Below are 19679 nucleotides of genomic sequence, written 5' to 3' on the forward strand. Positions count from 1 at the left end.
GGCGGAAGCCCTCGTAGCGGAGCTACTAGGGCTTTTGTCCGGTGCGGCGAGAGTGCGTGCCGGGCGTCGCGACGCCGCGGAGATCCATCAGAAGGACCCTAGGTGAAGCGCAGCCCGGCGAGCGGGTGCTCCGCGCAGTCGCTCACCGGGGGCCGCTCCAGGTCTTCGCGGCGGCGTACGAGCGTCACGTCGACCGGCCTGGGACGCGCGGTCGGTGAGGTGCGGTGGGAGTGGTCCACGGAGGGTTTGGGCAGGTGCGCCCTGTCCTGCGGCCGCCGGGCGAGGAGTTGTTCGCCGTGGCCCTGTACGCACTCGGGGTCGGGGCCGTCCAGTGGCAGCCCGGTGAAGAACTTCGCGGCCATGCACCCGCCCTTGCAGGTGTCGTAGAACGCGCAGGAGCCGCAGGCTCCGCCGTTCTGCGGGGCGCGCAGGCGCCGGAAGAGCTCCGAGGCGCGCCACACCCCGGTGAAGCCGCCCGGCTCGCGGACGTTGCCGGCGAGGAACTCGTCGTGGATGGCGAACGGGCAGGCGTAGACGTCCCCGACGGGGTCGATGAGACAGACGACGCGTCCTGCGCCGCAGAGGTTGAGGCCGGGGAGGGCCTGGCCGTACGCGGAGAGGTGGAAGAAGGAGTCCCCGGTCAGCACGGTGTCGCCGTGCGCCACCAGCCAGTCGTACAGCTCGCGTTGTTGCGCGGGCAGCGGGTGCAGCTCGTCCCACACATCGGCGCCGCGGCCGGAGGGGCGCAGCCGGGTCAGGCGCAGTTGGGCGCCGTAGCGGTCGGCGAGGGTCTTGAACTCGTCCAGTTGCGGGATGTTGTGCCGGGTGCACACCACGGAGAGCTTGAAGTTCCTCATTCCGGCCGCGGCGAGGTTCTCCATGGCCCTGAGCGCCGTTTCGTACGAACCGGCGCCGCGTACCGCGTCGTTGACGTCCGCGGTCGCGCCGTCGAGCGAGATCTGGATGTCGACGTAGTCGTTGCGGGCCAGGCGTTCCGCGGCCTCCGGGGTGATGCGGACGCCGTTGGTGGAGAACTTCACCCCGACGTGGTGACCGGTGGCGTAGTCCAGCAGTTCCCAGAAGTCGGGGCGGACCGTGGGCTCGCCGCCGCCGATGTTGACGTAGAAGACCTGCATGGCCTCCAACTCGTCGATGACGGCCTTGGCCTCGGCGGTGCTCAGCTCGCGCGGATCGCGCCGGCCGGAGCCGGACAGGCAGTGGCTGCACGACAGATTGCAGGCGTAGGTCAGTTCCCAGGTCAGACAGATCGGTGCGTCGAGGCCGTACTCGAACAGGTCGGCCAGCCGCGAGGTGCCGTGCGTGGGTGCTGTCATGAGGTCCTCCGGACGACCATCGACGAGTGGGCGAGAGCTGCCAGGGCCCTGCCGTAGCGCGGCAGTTCGCTGTCCGCGATGCCGGCCGCCGTGCATGCGGCACGGGCGGTGGGCGCCTCCGCGAGAGTCCGGACGACCGTCAGCAGACGGCGGTCCTTCAGGAAGGACAGCTTGCGCGTGCCGAAGTGGTAGAGCAGCGCGCCGAACGGTTCCGGCCGCACCGAGACCTGCGGGTGCAGGTCCCAGGCACGGTCCAGGTCCATGGTCGTCATGGCGGGTGTCATCGGGGACTCAGTAGACGCCGCACATGCCGTCGATCGAGACCTCTTCGATCAGGTCGTCGGCCTCGATCAGCGGCTCGGGAGCCGTGGCCTCCTCGACGGGAGCCTCGACGGTCTGGACCGGGTGGGGCTGATTCATGGAACCTCCTCGGATCGACGGCGTCCGGCCGCTCGGTGGATTCGGACGAGGGCCCCTCGTTATGCTGTCCGGAGAGTAATGGCACCAAGTGCCAAAAAGGAAGGGGCGGGTGGCCATGGGTTCTTTCGGTGACCCGGACGTCATCGTGGTGGGTTCCGGGGCCGCCGGCTCCGCGCTCGCGGCACGCCTCAGCGAGGACCCCGCCCGCAGCGTGCTGGTCCTGGAGGCCGGGCCCGCGCCCCGCCACGACTCCGCCTTCGGGCCCGCCCTGCTGGACGCGCGACTCGTCCCCGGCGCGCAGCCCGGCCATCCCGCGGTGCACGCGTACGCCGTGCACCTCACCCCGGACCTTCCGTACGCGGTGCCCCGGGGGCGCTTCCTCGGCGGTTCGACCACCGTCAACGGCGGCTACTTCATCCGTGCCCGCCGCCAGGACTTCGACCGGTGGTCGGCCGCGGGCGGCGCGGCATGGTCGTACGACCGCCTGCTTCCGCTGATGCGCGGCATGGAGAGCGATCTCGACCACGGCGCCGGCCAACTGCACGGCGGGACGGGGCCGACGCGCGTCCGGCGCACGGATCTGACCCATCCGGCCGCCGCCGCGTTCCGGGAGGCGGCCCGCCAACTGGGCTTTCCCGAGGACCCCGACAAGAACGCCCAGGGCACCCCCGGCTTCGGGCCGGTACCGACCAATGCCGTGGACGGAGTACGCGTCAACACGGGCATCGCCTACCTGCTGGGCGCGCTCGACCGCCCCAACCTCACGGTGGAGGGCGACTGCCCGGTCCGCCGAGTCGTCGTCGAACGGGGGCGTGCCACGGGCGTGGTCGTCGAGCGGAACGGACGGCCCACCACCATGCGGGCCGGTGAAGTCGTGCTGTGCGCCGGCGCGTTCGCCTCCGCCCATCTGCTGCACCTGTCCGGAGTGGGACCGCGCGCCGACCTCGAACGCCTCGGCCTTCCTGTCGTGAGGGACCTCCCCGCCGTCGGCGCCCACTTCGGCGACCACCCGCAGGTGGCGCTTGAGTGGATGCCGCGGGAACCTCCGGAACCGCCCACCGGCTCCTGGCTCGGCGGCGCCCTGCACCTGTCCTCCTCCGACGGAGCACACCCCGGCGACCTGGAGATCCTCCAGTCGCTCGTCCCCCTCGCGGGCCTGATCGCAGGGACGACGGCCGTACCGGGCGCCCCGCTCGCGTTCCTCGCCTCCGTCCAGTCACCGCGGTCGACCGGCCGGCTCGTCACGCGCTCGGCCGACCCGGCGGTCCCCCCGCGGATCGACTACGGCTACCTGGAGACGCCCGACGACAGGCGCCGGCTGCGCGAGGTGATCCGCACCACCGCCGCGCTGGCCGCCACCGGGGCGTTCGACGACATCTCCCTCGGCCTGCTGGAGCCGGGTCCGGACGTGCTCGCCGACGACCAGGCACTCGACCGGTGGACGGCGGCCCGGCTCGGCACGTCCCACCACACCTGCGGCACGGTGCCCATGGGGCCCGCCGAGGACCCCGGTGCGGCCGTCGACCACTACGGCAGGGTGCACGGCCTCGCGGGGCTGCGCGTGGCCGACACGTCCGTCCTGCCCACAGCACCGCTGCGCGGCCCGGCCGCCACCGCCGTTCTCGTCGGCGAACTCGTGGCGCACGCCATGCGGAACGAACTGCCCTGAGCGCTGTCCCGTCACGGACGCGAAGGGGCCACGCCGCGGCGCCCTCCGCACCGGCAAGGCCCCGCCGGTCAGGACCCTGAGCGCACCGCGGCCTCGGTGAGCGTCGACGCGGTCCGTACGGCGCTTGAGACGGCCTCGTCGGGGCCGAGCCCGCACAGATCGGTGAGCGTGAACAGCGCCTCGGCGCTCACGACGACCGCGAGGTCCCGCTTGAGCTGGGCGAAGGTGTCCGGGTCCGTGGCGCCGAGGGTGTCCTCCAGCGGGAGGAGCGCGTGGTCGATGAGTCCGAAGCGGATGCCGGGGCGCGTGGCCACCGTCTCGGGCCGGGTGACGGTGGCGGCGATCATCGCCCGCACCGAGCCCTGGCGGGCGAGGATGCCGCGCAGCAGGAACTCACAGGCGAAGGCGACGCGTTCGACGGGGTCGACGGAGTCCGCGACCGGTGCGAGCGCTTCGGCGGGGGGCGGCCAGACACCGGCCAGGGCCTCGCTGATCAGTGAGGGCAGGTCCGGGAAGTACCGGTAGGCGGTGGCCTCGGAGACCAGGGCCGCGCGGGCGATCGCGGGCATGGTGACCTCGGATCCCGTGCCGACGAGTTCCCGGGCGGCCGCCACGATCGCCGTCCGGGTGCGCTGCTTCTGGTTGGTGCGGCCGGCACCCGTCTGCGTCGTCATCGCGCGACTCCTCCTGTCGGTCCCTCCACATGTTAGCAGTCGCCTCTCTTTATGAGAGTCGACTTGCATAACGAAACCCGACTCACCTAATGTCGTGAGAGTCAACTCTCACGAAGGAGCACGGAAATGACCCGCAGCACCCACACCCTCACGCTCGACCAGGGCACCCTCGACATCACCGTCGACCTCCACGGCGAGCAGGGACACCCCTTCCTGCTCCTGCACGGGGGCGGCGGCCCGCAGACCGTCGCCCCGTTCGCCTCCCTCCTCGCCGCACAGCGGCCGGCCAGGGTGTTCACCCCCGTCCACCCCGGCTTCGACGGCACCGTCCGCCCCGAGTGGCTGACCGACGTGACGACCCTGGCAAAGGTGTACGCCCATCTGCTCGACGCGCTCGGCCTGCGGGACGTCGCCGTCGTCGGGAATTCGATCGGCGGTTGGATCTCCGCGGAACTGGCGGCGTCGGGCAGTGACCGGATCAGCAGCGTCACCCTCGTCAACGCGGTCGGCATCCCCGTCCCCGGCCACCCGATAGCCGACACCTTCTCGCTGACGCCCCTCGAGCTGTCCCGCCTCTCCTTCCACGACCCCTCGAAGTTCCGCTTCGACCCCGGCACGCTGACCGAGGCACAGCGTGCGGTCATGGCCGCCAACCGTGCCGCCCTCCAGGTGTATTCGGGCCCGCACGCCATGGCCGACCCCACCCTGCCCGAGCGTCTCGCCAAGGTCACCCGTCCGACCCTGGTCGCCTGGGGCGCGAGCGACCAGATCGTGGACGCCGACTACGGACGCGCGTACGCACAGGCCGTCCCGGACGCGGAGTTCCGCCTGATGGAGGGCACCGGCCACATGCCGCAGAGCGAGACGCCCGAGCAACTCCTGCCGATCCTCTGGGACTTCGCCGACGCCCACGCCACCGGCCGGCCGCGGCACTGACCCCGGAAGGCCGGGCCCGATGGCTCGCCCCGGCCGGCTCCGCGGCCGACCGCGTCAGGATCTCCCGGAGGGCCCGCGCCCCAGCGAGGTGAGGCGTGCCACCTCCTCATCCGAGAGCCGCAGCGTGCCGGCCGCCATGTTCTGCGCGAGGTGGTCCGGATCACCGGTGCCCGGGATCGCCAGCACATGCGGCCCCTGCCGCAAGGTCCAGGCCAGCCGGACCTGCGCGACGGACACACCGTGCGCGTGGGCGACGGCGCACACCGCCTCGCTGTCACCGGCAGCCGGACCCGCCTCGCGCCCGGAACCGGCGATCGCGAAGAAGGGGACGAAAGCGAGGCCGAGTTCACCGCAGAGCCGCAGGAGAGCCTGGTCCTCGCTCAGCGCACCGATCCCGTAAGGGTTCTGCACGCATACGACCGGGGCGATGGCCAGGGCCTCGCCCAGTTGCCCGGACGTGACGTTGGAGACACCGAGGTGCCGGATCAGCCCGGCGTCGCGCAGTTCGGCCAACGCGCCGAAGTGCTCGGCGATCGAGCCGTTCCGCCGACTCGGCGGCACCCGAAGATTCACCACGTCCAGGTGATCGCGGCCGAGTTGGCGCAGGTTCTCCTCGACCTGGCCGCGCAACTGCGCCGGTGTCGCCCACCCCCACGCGCCCGAGGGATCGCGGCCCGGCCAGACCTTGGTGGCGATGACCAGATCCTCCGGGTACGGCGCCAGCGCCCGGTTGATCAGCTCGTTGGCGGAGCGCGTCGACGAGAAGTAGAACGCGGCGGTGTCGATGTGGTTCACGCCGAGCTCGACCGCCCTCCGGAGCACGCCGATCGACCGCTCGCGGTCGCGCGGCACGCCGAGGTCGAAGGGCGCGGTACCGGTCAGACGCATCGCGCCGAACCCGACGCGGTTGACGGTCAGGTCACCGAGTCGCCAAGTCCCTGTGGCTGCCGCGGTGTTCGTCCGTGGGCTCATGACATGGATCTCCTCTTGCGGATGGGGAACACGGAACGGATGGGTGGCGCGGCTCGTCAAGACCGCCCGGCGGGGCGAGAACCTTCGCAGCGGACCCATCGGTGCCGGGACAGACTGGACCCGGGCACGAAAAAAGCCTCCCCGGCGGATCGGAATCCGCACCGAGGAGGCTCACGCGATGACCGGCATCCTAGCAGGCCGGCCGGGAGACGGCGCGGCGTCGACGCTCGAGGCCGGCGCCGGGCGACCGATCCGTCCGCCCGACTCCCGGTAGATTGTGCCGATGGCCGAACACCTCCCGCCCGGCGGCGTTGTGCTCGATGCGGACGAACTGGAGGCCCGCTGGGCGGACGCCTGGCGGCCGGAACAGGTCGCGGAGCGGCTGGACGGGGTCGGAGTGCCCTGGTGTGTCGTGGCGGGGTGGGCGCTGGATCTGTTCCGCGGGGAGCAGTCGCGGCCGCACGGCGATCTGGAGATCGCCGTTCCCGCGGCGGGGTTCCCGGAGATTCGACGCCGCTTTCCCGAGTGCCGGTTCGACGCGGTGGGTTCGGGCCGGGCCTGGCCGGATGCCGGACCCGAGGCACTGGCTGCCACACGGCAGACCTGGCTGCGGGATCCGGCGAGCGGCCGGTTCCTGTTCGACGTCTTCCGCGAGCCGCACGACGGCGCCACGTGGATCTACCGGCGGGACGAGAGGCTTCGGCTGCCGTACGACGCGGTCATCGACCGAACGGCGGACGGGATCCCGTACCTGGTACCGGAGTTGGTGTTGCTGTTCAAGGCGAAGGGGACACGGCCCAAAGACCGGGCGGACTTCGACCGGGTGCTGCCGCTGCTCGGCAGGGCACGGCGGGAGGCCCTCGGTGGCCGGCTGCCCCCCGGGCATCCATGGCTGGCGGATCTGGCGGGGTGACCGACGCGGGCCGTGTCGTCGGCCTGCATCCGCTGGATCACCGGCCACCGGGCAACCACGGACCGCACCCGCACCGTCACTGTTCCGCCGACGTGATTCGGCGTCCCGTGACGCGGGTGAGGCGGATCGAGACCCACATCTCGCGGTCGCCCCCGGCCCACGGCCCGGTGTGGGCGCGATCGGCCAGTTTCCGTACCATGCCGGGCTCGGTGACCACGCGCGCCGGTCCTACGACGAGCACGCTCCAGCCTCGGCTCATCGCCTCGTCCACATGGTCGACCTCGAAGGCGACCTCCGCTCCGACGGCCGACGCCGGCGCCGAATGCGGGGCCGTCCGGAACACGAGCGCGTCATCGATGACGTCGTAGTTCACCGGAACCACGGCCGGGCCGTCCGGTGTCGACACGGCGACGCGCCCCACGCCGTGCGTGCCCAGGCGGGCACGGCACTCCTGGGGATCGAGATCCCGCAGTCGCGGGTGCAGGAGCGCCTCGCCCTGCCCCGGCGGCAGCTCGACTCCGCCGCCGCGGAGGGCCGCGACGCTGGTGCCCAGTGCGTCGGCCACCTTGATGAGACTGGCCATGGTCGGGTCCGCCGGCTGTTCCTCGAGGTAGGCCAGATATGCCGGTGCCATGCCGGCGCGGCGGGCCGTCTCCTCCCGGGACAGCCCCTGGCGGGCGCGCTCGGCGGCGAGGCGCCGGCCGATGTCGCCGGGGTTGACCGCCCGGCCCGTTCCGGTGCCGTCGGCTCCCGTGGCCCGCGGGCCGTCGTACGCGCTCGCGGGGGCGTGCTCGGGGTGCCGGATGTGCGCGTCCGGCCCGGGGAAGACGAGGGTGACGTCACCGGTGTCCGACCAGCGCACGTCGTAGGGCGGGGAACCGTCCGCGTGACGGAGTCCGACAATCTCGCCGTCGCGCCGGGCGGCACCGGCGCCCGGGCCCTCGACCACGAGTTGATCGCCGAGTTGAGCTCGCATGATCGCCACCGTTTCCTGAGAGTCCCGCGTGTCACGCATGGCTGCCTTCGCCGGCACACATCTCGAGCCGTCGATGTCACGGTCGGCCACTTCCACGGTATGCGGCATCGTTGTGCCCCTCACATCGGGGCGGATCGCCGGGCCGTCGGGGCCGGACCCCTGACCCGACCGGTGCCCCCGCCGCGCGGCCGGGACCGTACAGGACCGGGACCGCCGTGGAATAGTGGAGGAGACGGGCATCACCTTCCGTGAACGGCCGGCCGGCCCTGGAGGGAGGCAGGTCAAGTGTCCCTACGCGAACTCGACGCGACGACCGTGACAGCGCTGGTCGAAGACGCCACAGCGGCTCCGTCCATGCACAACGCGCAGCCGTGGAGATTCCGTTTCCTCCGCGGCGACCACGCCTTCCAGGTGTGGTCCGATCTCGAGCGCGCCATGCCCCGGGCCGACCCCACCACCCGCGCTCTCCACCTGGGGTGTGCCGCCGCCCTGTTCAACCTCCGCGTCGCGGCCTCGCACGCGGGCTGGGTACCGGAGACCGAGCTGCTGCCCGATCCCGCGGAACCGCGCCTGCTCGCGGTGGTACGGCTGACCGAGCGCCGGGCCCTTCCCGGGAACGCCGTCGAGGACGATCTCGCGGAGGATCTCGCCCCGCTGTATCCGGCGGTCCACCGCCGCCGTACCAGCCGTCACCCGTTCACCGACGAGGAGATTCCCCCGGCCATCAAGGACGCCCTGAGCGCCGCCGCCCTCCTGGAGGGGGCCCGGCTGGCCTTCCCCGACGCGTGGCATGTACACACACTGCTGGATCTGGTCCATGACGCCGAGGGGCGCGACGCCATGGACGCCGCCGCCTCCGCGGAACTGCGGCAGTGGACCCGCGTGGGCGCGGAAGCGGCGGAAACGGCGAGTGACGGCGTACCGGAACGCGCCTTCGGCCCCCGCAGGCTCTACGGCAGGGCTCCGGTGCGCGACTTCGCCGCCCGGGCGCCTGTTCCCGGCCGCGAGGCCGCCGCCTTCGAGAACGCGCCGCAGCTCGCCGTGCTGGGCACCGCCGACGACCGGCCCAGGGACTGGCTGGTGGCGGGCCAGGCCATGGAGCGCGTCCTGCTGCAGGCGACCCTGGACGGGCTCGCCACCTCGCTCACCTCGCACGCCCTCGAATGGCCCGAGCTCCGCTGGGCCGTGCGTGACCCGCGGTCGGCGATGGGATTCATCCAGATGGTCCTCCGGCTCGGATACGGACCTTCGGGCCCCGGCACACCGCGCCGCCCCGTGCCGGAGGTGCTCGACATCGTGTGAGTCCCGCACACCGCTGAGGTGCACGGGTGGTCCCCCGCCGGAGAGAGGGGGACCACCCGTGCACCTCAGCGCTCAGCCGACGAACTCCGCGACGGCTGCCTTCAGTTGGCCCAGTCCCTTCTTCGCGTCGGTGAAGAACATCCCGGTCTTCGGATCGGTGTACAGCTCGTTGTCGATGCCCGCGTAGCCGTGGCCCATCGACCGCTTGATGACGACGACGCTCTTCGCCTTGTCGACGTCGAGGATCGGCATCCCGGAGATCGCGTTGCCGGGGCGGCGGGCGATCGGGTTGGTCACGTCGTTGGCGCCGACCACGAGCGCGACGTCCGCCTGCGGGAACTCCGGGTTGGCCTCGTCCATCTCCTTGAGCTGGGTGTAGGGCACGTTGGCTTCGGCCAGCAGCACGTTCATGTGGCCGGGCATGCGGCCCGCGACCGGGTGCACGGCGTAGCTGACGTCGACGCCGTGTGCGGTGAGCAGCTTGGCCAGGTCGCCGAGTTCGTGCTGGGCCTGGGCGGCGGCGAGGCCGTACCCGGGGACGAACACGACCTTGCTCGCGTACGCCAGCTGGATCGCCACGTCGTCCGCGGAGACCGACCGCACCTGGGCCGGGGTCCCGCCGTCGCCGGTCGCCGCGGGCGCGCTGTCGCCGGTGCCGAAGCCGCCGATGACGATGTTGACGATGGACCGGTTCATGGCGTCCGCCATCAGCTTGGTGAGGATGCCGCCCGAGGAGCTGACGAGCATGCCCGCGATGATGAGGGCGGTCTCGTCGAGGACGAAGCCGGCCATCGCGACCGCGGAGCCCGTGAAGGCGTTCAGCAGGGCGATGACGACCGGCATGTCGGCGCCGCCGATGGGCAGCACCATGGTCACGCCGAACAGCAGGGCCACGGCGGTCAGCCCGTACAGCGCCGTACGGGAGTCCGGTGCCAGCACCAGCCAGACCGTGCCGGCGACGAAGGAGGCCGGCAGCAGCACGTTCAGCAGCCGTGCCCCCGGGAAGACGACGGGCGCCCCGGAGACGATCCCCTGCAGCTTGCCGGCCGCGATGAGCGAGCCGGAGAAGGTGACCGCGCCGATGACGATGTCCAGCGCGCCCGGCAGGGAGACCCGGGCGCCGAGCGCGGCCGGGTCGTCGGCCTGGAGCAGGTCGTTGACGGCGATGAGCGCGGCCGCGCCGCCGCCGACGGCGTTGAAGAGGCTGACCAGTTGGGGCATGGCGGTCATCCGCACCTCGCGCGCGGCCCACAGGCCGAGCGCCGCGCCGACCAGGCCGCCCGTGGTGAGGACGAGCCAGCCGGTGCCGCTGATCACGTTCTCGTCGGCCACGAGCCACACGGTGGCTCCGATCGCGACGGCCATGGCGGCGGCGGAGAGGGTGTTGCCCCGGCGGGCTGTGCGCGGATGGTTCATCAGGTGCAGGCCGAGCACGAAGCAGGCGGCGGCGCCCAGGAAGACGTACTGGACGGCGTGGGAGACGGTGTCCATGGCGGTCACACCTCCGCCTTGTCGTGGTTCTGGGGCCTGGCCTTGAACATCTCCAGCATCCGGTCCGTGACGACGTATCCGCCGACGACGTTCATCGCGCCGAAGACCATGGCCACGAAGGCCAGGACGTAGCCGAGCCAGGTGTGCGACTCAGCCGCGATCAGCATGGCGCCGACGACGACGATGCCGTGCACCGAGTTGGATCCGGACATCAGCGGGGTGTGCAGGGTCGCGGGGACCTTGCTGATGACCTCGATGCCGACCAGCACGCTCAGCACGAACACGGTGATCGCGGTGAGGAGGTCGAGGTCGTTCATGACGTTTCACCTCTCATCAGGGCGCCCGTGATCTCGTCGGCGGGGTCGAGGACGAGTTCGCCGTCCCGCACCAGATGGCGCAGCAGGGCGACGAGGTTGCGGGCATAGGCCGTGGAGGCGGCGGTGGCCATGGCGGACGGCAGGTGTCCGGCGCCGATGACGGTGACGCCGCCCGCCAGGACGGTGGTCTTGTCGGGTTCGGAGTTCTCGACGTTGCCGCCGAGTTCGCTCGCGGCGAGGTCGACGACGACCGAGCCGGGCTGCATCCGCTCCAGGACGGCGGCGGTCACCAGCAGCGGCGGCTTGCGTCCGGGGACCTGGGCGGTGGTGATGACGATGTCGGAGCGGGCGATGTGCGCGTCGAGCGCCTCCCGCTGGGCCCGCTGCTCCTCTTCCGTCAGCTCTCGTGCGTAGCCTCCCCGTTCGGTGCCCGGTGCCTCGTCCGGCGGGCGCGGGACGTCGAGGAACCGGGCACCGAGGGACTCCACCTCCCCTCGTGACGCGGGGCGTACGTCGTACGCCGTGACGACGGCGCCGAGGCGGCGGGCCGTGGCGATGGCCTGCAGTCCGGCCACTCCGGCGCCGAGGACGAGGACCTGCGCCGGGCGCATGGTGCCCGCCGCGGTGGTCAGCATCGGGAGGAAGCGGTCGTAGGAGTGGGCGGCGAGCAGGGCCGCCTTGTAGCCGGCGACGTTGGCCTGGGAGGTCAGGGCGTCCATGGACTGGGCGCGGCTGAGGGTGCGCGGCAGCAGGTCGAGGCTCACCGTGCGCACTCCGCGTCCGGTCAGTTCCCGGACCAGCGCGGGGTGGCGCAGGGGTTCGAGGAGGCCGATGAGGGTCTGTCCGGGGCGCAGTGCCTCGGCGGTCTCCGGGTCGGGCGCCGCCACGCACAGGACCGCGTCGGCGCGTGCGTACAGCTCGTCCGGGGGGACGACGGTCGCGCCCGCGGCGGTGTAGTCGGCGTCGGTGAACCAGGCTCCGGAGCCCGCCCCGGTCTCGACCAGGACGTCGAGTCCGGCCCGGCGCAGAAGGGTGACGGCCTCGGGGACGAGGGCGACGCGGCGTTCGCCGGGTGCCCGCTCCCGTACGGCGCCTACGGTGACGGTGGCCATGGTGTGCTGCCTCTCCCTGTGGCCCGGTGGGCGCCGGGCCACAGAACTCTCAGAACTCTCGGGCCGCTCGGGCCGCTCAGAACTCGAAGACGAGCCGTGCCTCGGCCCGTCCGTCGAGGACCTCGTCGAAGGAGTCGTTGACGTCCTCCAGTCGCCGGGTCTCGGCGATGACCTGGGTGCGTCCGGCCGCGTGCAGCGCGAACACCTCGGTCAGGTCCTGGCGGGTGCCGACGATGGAACCGATGACGGAGATACCGCCGACGACGGTCTCGAAGATCGGCACCTTGATCGCCGCGTTGTCGGCGGGCATCGCGACCATGATCAGGCGTCCGCCGGGGTTGAGCGACCTGTAGGCCTGTTCGAAGGCCTGGGGCACGGCGGCGAGCACGACGGCCACGTCCGCTCCGCCGGTCTTCCTGATCTCCTCGACCGGGTCGTGGGTGCGGGCGTTGACCAGCACATCGGCGCCGAGCCGGTGGGCCAGGCCCAGCTTGTCCGGTGCGAGGTCGACCGCGGTGACCAGTCCGCCGACCAGCCGCGCGTACTGCACCGCGAGGTGGCCGAGGCCGCCGACGCCGAACACGGCGACCCGCTCGGCCGGCACCACGCGGGCGACCTTGATCGCCTTGTAGGTGGTGACGCCGGCGCAGGTCAGCGGGGCGGCGTCGAACGACGTCACGCCGTCGGGCACGCGGACGACCGCGCCCGCGCTCGCGACGGTGTACTCGGCGTAGCAACCGTCCACGGAGTAGCCGGAGTTGACCTGCGACTGGCAGAGGGTCTCCCAGCCGGAGACGCAGTAGCGGCAGGTGCCGCAGGACGAGCCGAGCCAGGGGACGGCGACCCGCTTGCCGATCAGGTCCGGGGAGACGCCCGCACCGACCGCCTCGACGGGGCCGATGCCCTCGTGGCCGGGGACGAACGGCGGCTGCGGCTTGACCGGCCAGTCGCCGTGGGCCGCGTGGATGTCGGTGTGGCAGAGCCCGGAGGCCTCCATGCGGACGAGTACCTGTCCGGGGCCGGGCTCGGGGACGGGCAGGTCCTGGATCTCCAGGGCCTTGCCGAATTCGGTGACGACTGCTGCCTTCATTGTCCTGCTCCTCAACTGCTGTGGCGCCGGGGCACCTTGACCCGGGTGACGAAGTGCTGTCCGTCCCCGGCGGGGAGGGAGAAGCCGCCCGGTGTGCCCGGTTCGACGTCCAGGACGAGGAGCGGGCGGCCGAGCGCCTCGTAGTGGTCGGCGTTCATGTGGAAGGTGCAGCCGTGCACCACGCCGACGAGCATGTCGCCCTCCCCCAGGGCGAATTCGCCGCCGGGGAAGCACATCGGGTCGCTGCCGTCGCAGCAGCCCCCGGACTGGACGAACATCACCGGCCGGCCCTGGGCGGCGCGCAGGGCCTCGATCGCCCTGCGGGCCGCCCGGGTGACGGTGACGCGCCCGGCGGTGCCGTTCTCGACCTTCGCGGGCATGTCGCCGCCCTCCTTCCTAGAACAGCCCGAGCGGCTTGGTGCCGTAGCTGACCAGGAGGTTCTTGGTCTGGCTGTAGTGCTCGAGCATCATCCGGTGGTTCTCGCGGCCGATGCCGGAGACCTTGTAACCGCCGAAGGCGGCACCGGCGGGGTACTGGTGGTAGCAGTTCGTCCAGACCCGGCCGGCCTTGATGGCACGGCCCATGCGGTAGGCGAGGGCGCCGTCGCGGCTCCACACGCCGGCGCCGAGGCCGTACAGGGTGTCGTTGGCGATCTCGAGGGCCTCGGCCTCGTCCTTGAAGGTGGTGACGGCGAGGACGGGTCCGAAGATCTCCTCCTGGAAGACCCGCATCTTGTTGTGGCCCTTGAGGACGGTCGGCTCGTAGAAGTAGCCGTTCGCGAACTCCCCGTCGAGCGTGGGCCGGTGGCCTCCGATCAGCAGTTCGGCACCCTCCTTGACGCCGATGTCGACGTACGAGGCGATCTTCTCGACCTGCTGCTTCGACACCTGGGGGCCGATCATGGTCGCGGTGTCGAGCGGGTCGCCCTGCTTGATGGCCCGGATGCGCTCCAGGCAGCGGCCCATGAACTCCTCGTAGATGTCCTCCTGGATGAGGGCGCGGGAGGGGCAGGTGCAGACCTCGCCCTTGTTGAACGCGTACAGGACGAGTCCTTCGACCGCCTTGCTGAGGAAGTCGTCGTCGGCCGAGGCCACGTCGTTGAAGAAGATGTTCGGCGACTTGCCGCCCAGCTCCAGGGTGACCGGGATGATGTTCTGGGACGCGTACTGCATGATGAGGCGGCCCGTGGTGGTCTCGCCGGTGAAGGCGACCTTGGCGATGCGCTTGTTGGTGGCGAGCGCCTTGCCGATCTCGGCGCCGGGGCCGTTGACGACGTTGAGGACGCCGGGCGGCACGATGTCTCCGACGACCTCCATCAGCTTCAGGATCGACCACGGGGTCGGGGAGGCCGGCTTGATCACCGTGGCGTTGCCGGCGGCGAGCGCCGGGGCCAGCTTCCACGCGGCCATCAGCAGCGGGAAGTTGAACGGGATGATCTGTCCGACCACGCCGAGCGGCTCGTGGAAGTGGTAGGCGACGGTCTCCTTGTCGATCTCGGTGATCCGGCTCTCCTCGGAGCGGATCGCGGCCGCGAAGTAGCGGAAGTGGTCGGCGGCGAGCGGGATGTCGGCGGCCAGGGTCTCGCGGACCGGCTTGCCGTTCTCCCAGCTCTCGGCGATGGCCAGTTCCTCGCGGTGGGCGTCGATGGCGTCGGCCATCTTGTTGAGGACCGCGGCGCGCTGGGCCGTGGAGGCCTCGCCCCACGCGTCCTTGGCCGTGTGCGCGGCGTCGAGGGCGTGTTCGATGTCCTCGGCACCGGACTTGGGGATCTCGCAGATGGGCTTGGCGGTGGCGGGGCACAGGTTCGGCGTGTACTGACCCGTGGTCGGTGCCTGCCACTTGCCGCCGATGAAGTTCTCGTAGCGGGGCGCGACGTCGACTGGACTGCCCGGCGCACCCGGAGGCTCGTACTTCATCACCGTCTCCTCTCGGATGACGTCCGATCACGACGATCGGGGGATGTTCGGAACGCTAGGCGCGGGAACGCTGCAACACCGCTGCATGCCGCCGGACCTGGGGAAACACGGCCGTCTCCAGGTTCAGCGCGCGGGCCCGCGCGGCGGCCGCGGCATGCTGCGGCGAGCCGGCGGGCAGCGTCCGGGCCAGGGCCGCCCAGGCACCGAGGTCCTCGGCGCCCCAGGCCGCTTCCACCCAGCGGCGCAGCAGCCGGGCGTCACCGCTGCCGAGGACGGCCCCGCGCAACTGCTGCTCCAGGGAGCGCCGGTGCGCGACGACGGCCGGTGCCTCGGAACGCGGCAGCAGCGGGCCGGGGTAGCGGGCGAGCGCCTCGCCGACCCGGCCGTCGGCCAGGAGCCGGGACACGTCGTCGAAGTCGGTCCGTACGGGGCGCAGCAGCGCGTACGGGCGGGAGCCGAGCAGCTCCGGCCCCAAGGCGGCACGCAGGCGCGTCATTTCGGCGCGCAGTGTCGAGGCGGGCACCTCGCGTTCCGAGAGGTCCACGGCGAGCCGGTCCCCGGTCACGCCCCGGCGGGCCAGGGCGAGCGCCAGCACGATCTCGCTGTGCCGGGGGCTGAGGTGACGTTCCCGGCCGGCGTGGTCCAGGACGGCGCTGTCCCGGCCCAGGGCCAGCAGGCGGACCTCGCCCGGGAACGCCGGGGCGCCGTCCGGCCCGAGGAGCGGTACGGACGGCAGCCGGGCGAGGTGTGCCTCGGCCGCCAGCGCGGCGGCCCGGACCGCGGCCAGGGCGGGCGGGGTGGCGATGGTGGCGCCGCCGGACAGGTCGACCACGCCCAGCACGCGCCCCGTGACGGGGTCCCGTACGGGGGCCGCGGCGCAGGACCAGGCGTGCACGGCGGCGCTGTAGTGCTCACCCGTCACGATCTGCACGGGACGGCCCAACTCCAGTGCGGTACCGGGGGCGTTGGTGCCGGCCTGTCGCTCCGACCAGACGGCTCCCTCGACGAAGTGCATGCGCTCGGCCCGTCTCATGGCCGCGGTGTCGCCCTCGACCCACAGCAGGGCGCCGCCGGCGTCGCCGACCGCGAACACATGCCCGTCGTCTGCGGCGCCGGCGCCCAGCAGTTCGCGGAACAGGGGCAGTACGGCGGCGAGGGGGTGGGCGCGGCGATAGGCGCCGAGTTCCTCGGACGTCCAGCGCAGAGGTGGCGGAGGGCCGCTGTCGGGGCGTATTCCGCACGCTTCGCAGCGTTGCCAGGAGTCGGCGACGAGACCGCGCACGCCCGGCTCGCGGGCGGCGCTCGGCGCGGGGACCGAGGCGGTGGAAACGTCCATGGCACCTCCCTCATGCCTGCTGTCGGGAACTCGGGCCCCGCCGTCGGAGCGGCGTCGGGGAAGGCCGGGGGTCGGTCGTCATCGGACCGGTCGGGGGTGCTCCTCCGTCGCGCGGATGACCGCGACGGGGCAGTCGGCGTGCCGCAGGGCCGCGCGGCTGACGCGGGTGGGCGGGGTGCCGGGGAATCCGCCCCGGCCGCGGGTGCCGATCACGACGAGCTGGGCGTGTGCGCTCGCCGCGACGACGGCCCGGCGCGTGCCGCCCCGGACGCGGGGACGGCGCACGGTGACGTCCGGATACTCCTGTCGCAGCGCGGCCAGTGTGTCGCCGTACCCGTCCCGCCGCCCGTCGGCCGTCTCGAACCCGTTCAGCACCACCACGTCGGTTCCGCGGGCGGACGCCTCGGCGAAGGCGAACTCGGCCGCCGGCCGGCCGAGGTGTCCGTGGTCCGCGGCGAGCACCACCGGGCCGGCCGGGTCGGGCCTGCCCCGGACCATCAGTACCGGGGAATCCCCGTGGGCGGTCAGCCGGACGGCGACCGAGCCGCGTCGCACGCCCGCGGACCGGCTCACCGGCCGGCTTCCGACGACGGTGAGCGACGCCCCGCGCGACTCGGTTTCCAGCACCGCGGCGGGTTCACCCATGAGGACCGTGTGGGTGACACGGAGGCCGGGCGCGGCGCGGTGGGCCCGGCGCTCGGCCTCCGTCAGCGCGCCGTGCGCGTGGCCGCGTGCCCCGTTCCCGCCCGGCTCCCACGGAGGCACGCCCGGTGGCACATGGGTCACCGGCCACTCGAAGGCGTGGGCCAGCCGGAGTTCCACCCCCAGCCGGTCGGCCTCACGTGCGGCGGTCTCCACCGCGACCAGGCTCGATGCCGAGCCGTCCACTCCCACCAGTACGGGGCCGCTCATGACGGCACCCCCCTTCCCCTCGTACAGCCTCTGGACCGGGGCGGGACGCTCCCGGCACGACGACGGACGGCGTTCCCGCTGTCCGAGGCCACGCTCTCGTCCCGCCGGGCGCCCGCGGCAGGGGCCGGTCGGCCCCCTGCAACGCGCCGTCCGGCCCTGTCCCCGGCTGTTCGGGGCAGCCGGGTCAGGTGACCGCGGCGCCGGCCGCCCTGAGCACGTCCGTTACCGGGCGGCGGGGCAGCGGCCGGCCACACGGCGGATATCCGAGGCGGAGGATCATCTGCGGGTGGGCACCGCCGCCGAGTGTCTGCCGGATCCTCACCCGCAGGGACGGGACCTCCAGCGGCTGGGTGTGGAAGGCCGCCATGACGCCGTGGTCCGCCGCTTCCAGCAGGACCTGCTGAAGGGCTTCGCCCGCCCGGAGCCAAGCGGCCGGGTCGTCGCGGTCCGTGCCGAGGATCGCCACCGGTCCCGTGCGCGAGGGCCGGCGCCGTGGAGGCAGGGCGAACATCGGCGTGTGGCCGATGTAGTCCCGTCCCGCGAAGGACGTGGCGTCGGGGTGCGCCGCGGCGACGGTGACGGGAATCCCGTCGTACCGCGGCTCGCCGGGCCACCAGGTCCACCGCGCCTGCTCGGCGGCGCATTCCGGACGGGATCTGCGCGTCTCCTCGGCGCTCCGGACCAGCTCGGCCAGTTGCCGTCTGCCCTGCCGGTCGGCGACGAAATCAAGCGTGGCGCCCGCCCGGTGGGCGTGCTCGCGCAGGACGTCGGCCAGCGCCGGGGGAAGCGGCTCCGACAGGAACGGCCCGCGCACGGTCCGGCGTCGCCGCAGTGCGCCGAACAGGCGCTCCTCGTCGGGGGTGGGGCGCTGGTAGGCGCCCCATGTCACCCGGGCCAGGTAGGCCGGGTCCGCCGGGCGCGGGAAGTACTCGACGACCGGCGTGAAGCCCAGGTGGCGTACGGCGAGCCGGATGTTGAGCAGAGCGGCCCCGCAGCTGATCACCATTTCCCTGCCGGACGGGTCGGCGAGCAGCAGTCTCCGGCTGCCGTCCGCGTGTACTTCGACGCCCCTGTCCGCGTCCTCGGCCACGAAGGTCCAGGGCTGTGTGTTGTACGGGGACGGCGCGGTGACGGCGGCACGGACCAGGTAGGCGGACGCGTGGCGGGGGTCCGCGCGGACCTCGGACATGTGGGACATGATCGGAACACACCTTTCTCCCGCTCGGCTCTGACGAGCCGTCCGAAGTGCCTCTCCGTCAGCTCGTCACGCATGGGGGACGACGGCCACGGGGCAGCCGACGTGGTGGATCGCGGCGTGGGTGACGGGCCCGGTACGGGGACCGACGGGGCGTTCGGCGAGGCGGTGACCGACGACGAGGAGACTCGCTCCGGTGGCGGCCCGCACGAGCGCGGTCGCGGGCTTGTCGTCCACCACCGTCTCCAGGACCTCCACGTCGGGATACTTGTCGCGCCACACCTGGAGCACCGCCTTGAGGAAGCCCAGCCACTCCTCGCCCTGCCAGGAGTCCCGTGCCAGGCCGATGTCGCCGGGGCCCAGGCCCACCGGGCCGGCCAAGTGCCAGGCGTGCACGGCCCGCAGCCGTGCGTGCCGCAGCCGGGCGGCCTCGAAGGCGAACTCGATGACCTCGTCGCAGGCGTCGTCGAGGTCGACGGCGAGCACGACGTCCCCGTACCCGGTCTCCGTCGACGGGCTTCCGTCGTCCGCCGGCACGTGTTCGTCCGCCGCCACCTCGTCCGCGCGGACGAGAACGACGGGGCTGGTGGCCTTGGCGACCACGCCGAGGGCCACCGACCCCACCAGGAACCCGGTGAACCCGCTCAGCCCGCGCGAGCCCAGGACCAGCAGCTCGGCCTCATCCGCCGCCTTCACCAGGGCGGCCGTGGCCGGCCCCTCCATCTGCTCGTCGGTCAGGCGCAGTTCGGGGCACTCGGCGCGGACACGTTCCTCCGCCTGCCGCAGCGAGCGCCGGGCCAGATGCCGCTGGGCGGCGTTCGCGATCTCACGCTCCTCGTGACGAGGATGCCAGTCCCAGACGTGCACCAGACGCAGCACACGGTCCCTCCGCTCGGCCTCACGCGCCGCCCACGCGGCAGCGGCCAGGCTCTCCGCCGATCCATCCACTCCGACCACAACGGGCGCAAACATGTGGGCACCTCCAACACTCGGTCCGTCCTGCGGTACCAGCCTCACTCCACGGCCCGCCCGGAGGCAGAGGCTGCCCGGCCCCCTCCGAGGGCCGGTCGGCCCGCTGTGTGCCGCCCGGCCGGAGCGGCGCGGACCCCGAAC

General features: G+C 72.6%; 20 protein-coding genes. 4 read left to right on the forward strand and 16 right to left on the reverse strand.

Annotated elements, in window-relative coordinates; all coding sequences use genetic code 11:
- Positions 1-98 precede the first annotated feature (98 nt).
- Genes mftC through mftA form a run of 3 tightly spaced genes read right to left on the reverse strand, consistent with a single transcriptional unit; the run spans position 99 to position 1754 of the window.
- A complete protein-coding gene (gene mftC, locus ABT057_RS46335; RefSeq protein ID WP_352350918.1) occupies positions 99-1334 on the reverse strand; it encodes a mycofactocin radical SAM maturase in 1236 nt (411 codons plus the stop codon).
- Positions 1331-1618 carry a mycofactocin biosynthesis chaperone MftB gene (mftB, locus tag ABT057_RS46340; protein ID WP_352350920.1) on the reverse strand — a complete coding sequence of 96 codons (288 nt, stop codon included), beginning with the start codon at positions 1616-1618 and terminating at the stop codon, positions 1331-1333. Before mftB ends, mftC begins: the two co-directional genes overlap by 4 nt.
- Before the next feature lie 7 nt (positions 1619-1625).
- On the reverse strand, positions 1626-1754 hold the full coding sequence (gene mftA / locus ABT057_RS46345) for a mycofactocin precursor MftA (RefSeq protein ID WP_352350922.1): 129 nt from the start codon (positions 1752-1754) through the stop codon (positions 1626-1628).
- Between the two features lie 115 nt (positions 1755-1869).
- Between mftA and mftG the strand changes: the two genes are divergently transcribed.
- Positions 1870-3423: a mycofactocin dehydrogenase MftG gene (gene mftG, locus ABT057_RS46350; protein WP_352350924.1), complete on the forward strand. Its 1554-nt coding sequence runs from the start codon at positions 1870-1872 to the stop codon at positions 3421-3423.
- A 68-nt stretch (positions 3424-3491) separates the two neighbouring features.
- On the opposite strand, the gene ABT057_RS46355 is transcribed toward mftG, so the two are convergent.
- The gene (locus ABT057_RS46355; protein WP_352350927.1) at positions 3492-4097 is read right to left on the reverse strand and encodes a TetR/AcrR family transcriptional regulator; all 606 of its coding nucleotides are present in this window, start codon (positions 4095-4097) and stop codon (positions 3492-3494) included.
- 126 nt (positions 4098-4223) lie between these two features.
- On the opposite strand from ABT057_RS46355, the gene ABT057_RS46360 reads away from it, so the two are divergent.
- Positions 4224-5033, forward strand: coding sequence for an alpha/beta fold hydrolase (locus ABT057_RS46360; RefSeq protein WP_352350929.1), 810 nt, complete (start codon positions 4224-4226; stop codon positions 5031-5033).
- A gap of 54 nt (positions 5034-5087) precedes the next feature.
- Here the strand turns inward: ABT057_RS46360 and ABT057_RS46365 are convergent, their stop codons facing one another.
- Positions 5088-6005 carry an aldo/keto reductase gene (locus tag ABT057_RS46365; RefSeq protein ID WP_352350931.1) on the reverse strand — a complete coding sequence of 306 codons (918 nt, stop codon included), beginning with the start codon at positions 6003-6005 and terminating at the stop codon, positions 5088-5090.
- Positions 6006-6288: 283 nt separating this feature from the next.
- Here ABT057_RS46365 and ABT057_RS46370 point away from each other — a divergent pair, with 283 nt between their 5' ends.
- Complete coding sequence (locus tag ABT057_RS46370; protein WP_352350933.1) at positions 6289-6918, forward strand: nucleotidyltransferase domain-containing protein; 630 nt, start codon at positions 6289-6291, stop codon at positions 6916-6918.
- A gap of 76 nt (positions 6919-6994) precedes the next feature.
- Here ABT057_RS46370 and ABT057_RS46375 read toward each other — a convergent pair whose 3' ends face one another.
- Entirely contained in the window at positions 6995-7894 is a 900-nt protein-coding gene (locus ABT057_RS46375; RefSeq protein WP_352350935.1) for a DUF1918 domain-containing protein, read from the reverse strand.
- 285 nt (positions 7895-8179) lie between these two features.
- Here ABT057_RS46375 and ABT057_RS46380 point away from each other — a divergent pair, with 285 nt between their 5' ends.
- A complete protein-coding gene (locus tag ABT057_RS46380) occupies positions 8180-9196 on the forward strand; it encodes an Acg family FMN-binding oxidoreductase (protein ID WP_352350937.1) in 1017 nt (338 codons plus the stop codon).
- Positions 9197-9268: 72 nt separating this feature from the next.
- On the opposite strand, the gene ABT057_RS46385 is transcribed toward ABT057_RS46380, so the two are convergent.
- From ABT057_RS46385 to ABT057_RS46430, 10 genes are all read right to left on the reverse strand, one after another.
- Entirely contained in the window at positions 9269-10687 is a 1419-nt protein-coding gene (locus ABT057_RS46385; protein WP_352350939.1) for an NAD(P)(+) transhydrogenase (Re/Si-specific) subunit beta, read from the reverse strand.
- A gap of 5 nt (positions 10688-10692) precedes the next feature.
- A complete protein-coding gene (locus ABT057_RS46390) occupies positions 10693-11004 on the reverse strand; it encodes an NAD(P) transhydrogenase subunit alpha part 2 (protein WP_352350941.1) in 312 nt (103 codons plus the stop codon).
- Complete coding sequence (locus ABT057_RS46395) at positions 11001-12116, reverse strand: NAD(P) transhydrogenase subunit alpha (protein ID WP_352350943.1); 1116 nt, start codon at positions 12114-12116, stop codon at positions 11001-11003. The genes ABT057_RS46390 and ABT057_RS46395 overlap by 4 nt, the downstream gene beginning before the upstream one ends.
- Before the next feature lie 76 nt (positions 12117-12192).
- Positions 12193-13206, reverse strand: a complete 1014-nt coding sequence (locus ABT057_RS46400; RefSeq protein ID WP_352350945.1) for a zinc-dependent alcohol dehydrogenase — start codon at positions 13204-13206, stop codon at positions 12193-12195.
- 11 nt (positions 13207-13217) lie between these two features.
- Positions 13218-13586 carry a DUF779 domain-containing protein gene (locus ABT057_RS46405; RefSeq protein WP_352350947.1) on the reverse strand — a complete coding sequence of 123 codons (369 nt, stop codon included), beginning with the start codon at positions 13584-13586 and terminating at the stop codon, positions 13218-13220.
- 16 nt (positions 13587-13602) lie between these two features.
- Entirely contained in the window at positions 13603-15126 is a 1524-nt protein-coding gene (locus tag ABT057_RS46410; protein ID WP_352350949.1) for an aldehyde dehydrogenase family protein, read from the reverse strand.
- A gap of 52 nt (positions 15127-15178) precedes the next feature.
- On the reverse strand, positions 15179-16459 hold the full coding sequence (locus ABT057_RS46415; RefSeq protein WP_352350951.1) for a GAF domain-containing protein: 1281 nt from the start codon (positions 16457-16459) through the stop codon (positions 15179-15181).
- Positions 16460-16537: 78 nt separating this feature from the next.
- Positions 16538-17371: a universal stress protein gene (locus tag ABT057_RS46420; protein ID WP_352350953.1), complete on the reverse strand. Its 834-nt coding sequence runs from the start codon at positions 17369-17371 to the stop codon at positions 16538-16540.
- A 184-nt stretch (positions 17372-17555) separates the two neighbouring features.
- The gene (locus tag ABT057_RS46425) at positions 17556-18569 is read right to left on the reverse strand and encodes an Acg family FMN-binding oxidoreductase (protein ID WP_352350955.1); all 1014 of its coding nucleotides are present in this window, start codon (positions 18567-18569) and stop codon (positions 17556-17558) included.
- Between the two features lie 66 nt (positions 18570-18635).
- The gene (locus ABT057_RS46430; RefSeq protein ID WP_352350957.1) at positions 18636-19538 is read right to left on the reverse strand and encodes a universal stress protein; all 903 of its coding nucleotides are present in this window, start codon (positions 19536-19538) and stop codon (positions 18636-18638) included.
- Positions 19539-19679: the final 141 nt, after the last annotated feature.

Origin of the sequence: Streptomyces sp. NPDC002588 (assembly GCF_040295925.1) — a bacterium.
Classification (GTDB): Bacteria; Actinomycetota; Actinomycetes; order Streptomycetales; family Streptomycetaceae; genus Streptomyces.

Coding starts and splice junctions, on each gene's coding strand:
- ABT057_RS46420 (WP_352350953.1), bottom strand. CDS start 17,371: ATGAGCGGCCCCGTACTGGTGGGAGTGGACGGCTCGGCATCGAGCCTG.
- ABT057_RS46430 (WP_352350957.1), bottom strand. CDS start 19,538: ATGTTTGCGCCCGTTGTGGTCGGAGTGGATGGATCGGCGGAGAGCCTG.
- mftB (WP_352350920.1), bottom strand. CDS start 1,618: ATGACACCCGCCATGACGACCATGGACCTGGACCGTGCCTGGGACCTG.
- ABT057_RS46390 (WP_352350941.1), bottom strand. CDS start 11,004: ATGAACGACCTCGACCTCCTCACCGCGATCACCGTGTTCGTGCTGAGC.
- mftC (WP_352350918.1), bottom strand. CDS start 1,334: ATGACAGCACCCACGCACGGCACCTCGCGGCTGGCCGACCTGTTCGAG.
- ABT057_RS46395 (WP_352350943.1), bottom strand. CDS start 12,116: ATGGCCACCGTCACCGTAGGCGCCGTACGGGAGCGGGCACCCGGCGAA.
- ABT057_RS46400 (WP_352350945.1), bottom strand. CDS start 13,206: ATGAAGGCAGCAGTCGTCACCGAATTCGGCAAGGCCCTGGAGATCCAG.
- mftG (WP_352350924.1), top strand. CDS start 1,870: ATGGGTTCTTTCGGTGACCCGGACGTCATCGTGGTGGGTTCCGGGGCC.
- ABT057_RS46415 (WP_352350951.1), bottom strand. CDS start 16,459: ATGGACGTTTCCACCGCCTCGGTCCCCGCGCCGAGCGCCGCCCGCGAG.
- mftA (WP_352350922.1), bottom strand. CDS start 1,754: ATGAATCAGCCCCACCCGGTCCAGACCGTCGAGGCTCCCGTCGAGGAG.
- ABT057_RS46385 (WP_352350939.1), bottom strand. CDS start 10,687: ATGGACACCGTCTCCCACGCCGTCCAGTACGTCTTCCTGGGCGCCGCC.
- ABT057_RS46375 (WP_352350935.1), bottom strand. CDS start 7,894: ATGCGAGCTCAACTCGGCGATCAACTCGTGGTCGAGGGCCCGGGCGCC.
- ABT057_RS46355 (WP_352350927.1), bottom strand. CDS start 4,097: ATGACGACGCAGACGGGTGCCGGCCGCACCAACCAGAAGCAGCGCACC.
- ABT057_RS46370 (WP_352350933.1), top strand. CDS start 6,289: ATGGCCGAACACCTCCCGCCCGGCGGCGTTGTGCTCGATGCGGACGAA.
- ABT057_RS46405 (WP_352350947.1), bottom strand. CDS start 13,586: ATGCCCGCGAAGGTCGAGAACGGCACCGCCGGGCGCGTCACCGTCACC.
- ABT057_RS46425 (WP_352350955.1), bottom strand. CDS start 18,569: ATGTCCCACATGTCCGAGGTCCGCGCGGACCCCCGCCACGCGTCCGCC.
- ABT057_RS46360 (WP_352350929.1), top strand. CDS start 4,224: ATGACCCGCAGCACCCACACCCTCACGCTCGACCAGGGCACCCTCGAC.
- ABT057_RS46365 (WP_352350931.1), bottom strand. CDS start 6,005: ATGAGCCCACGGACGAACACCGCGGCAGCCACAGGGACTTGGCGACTC.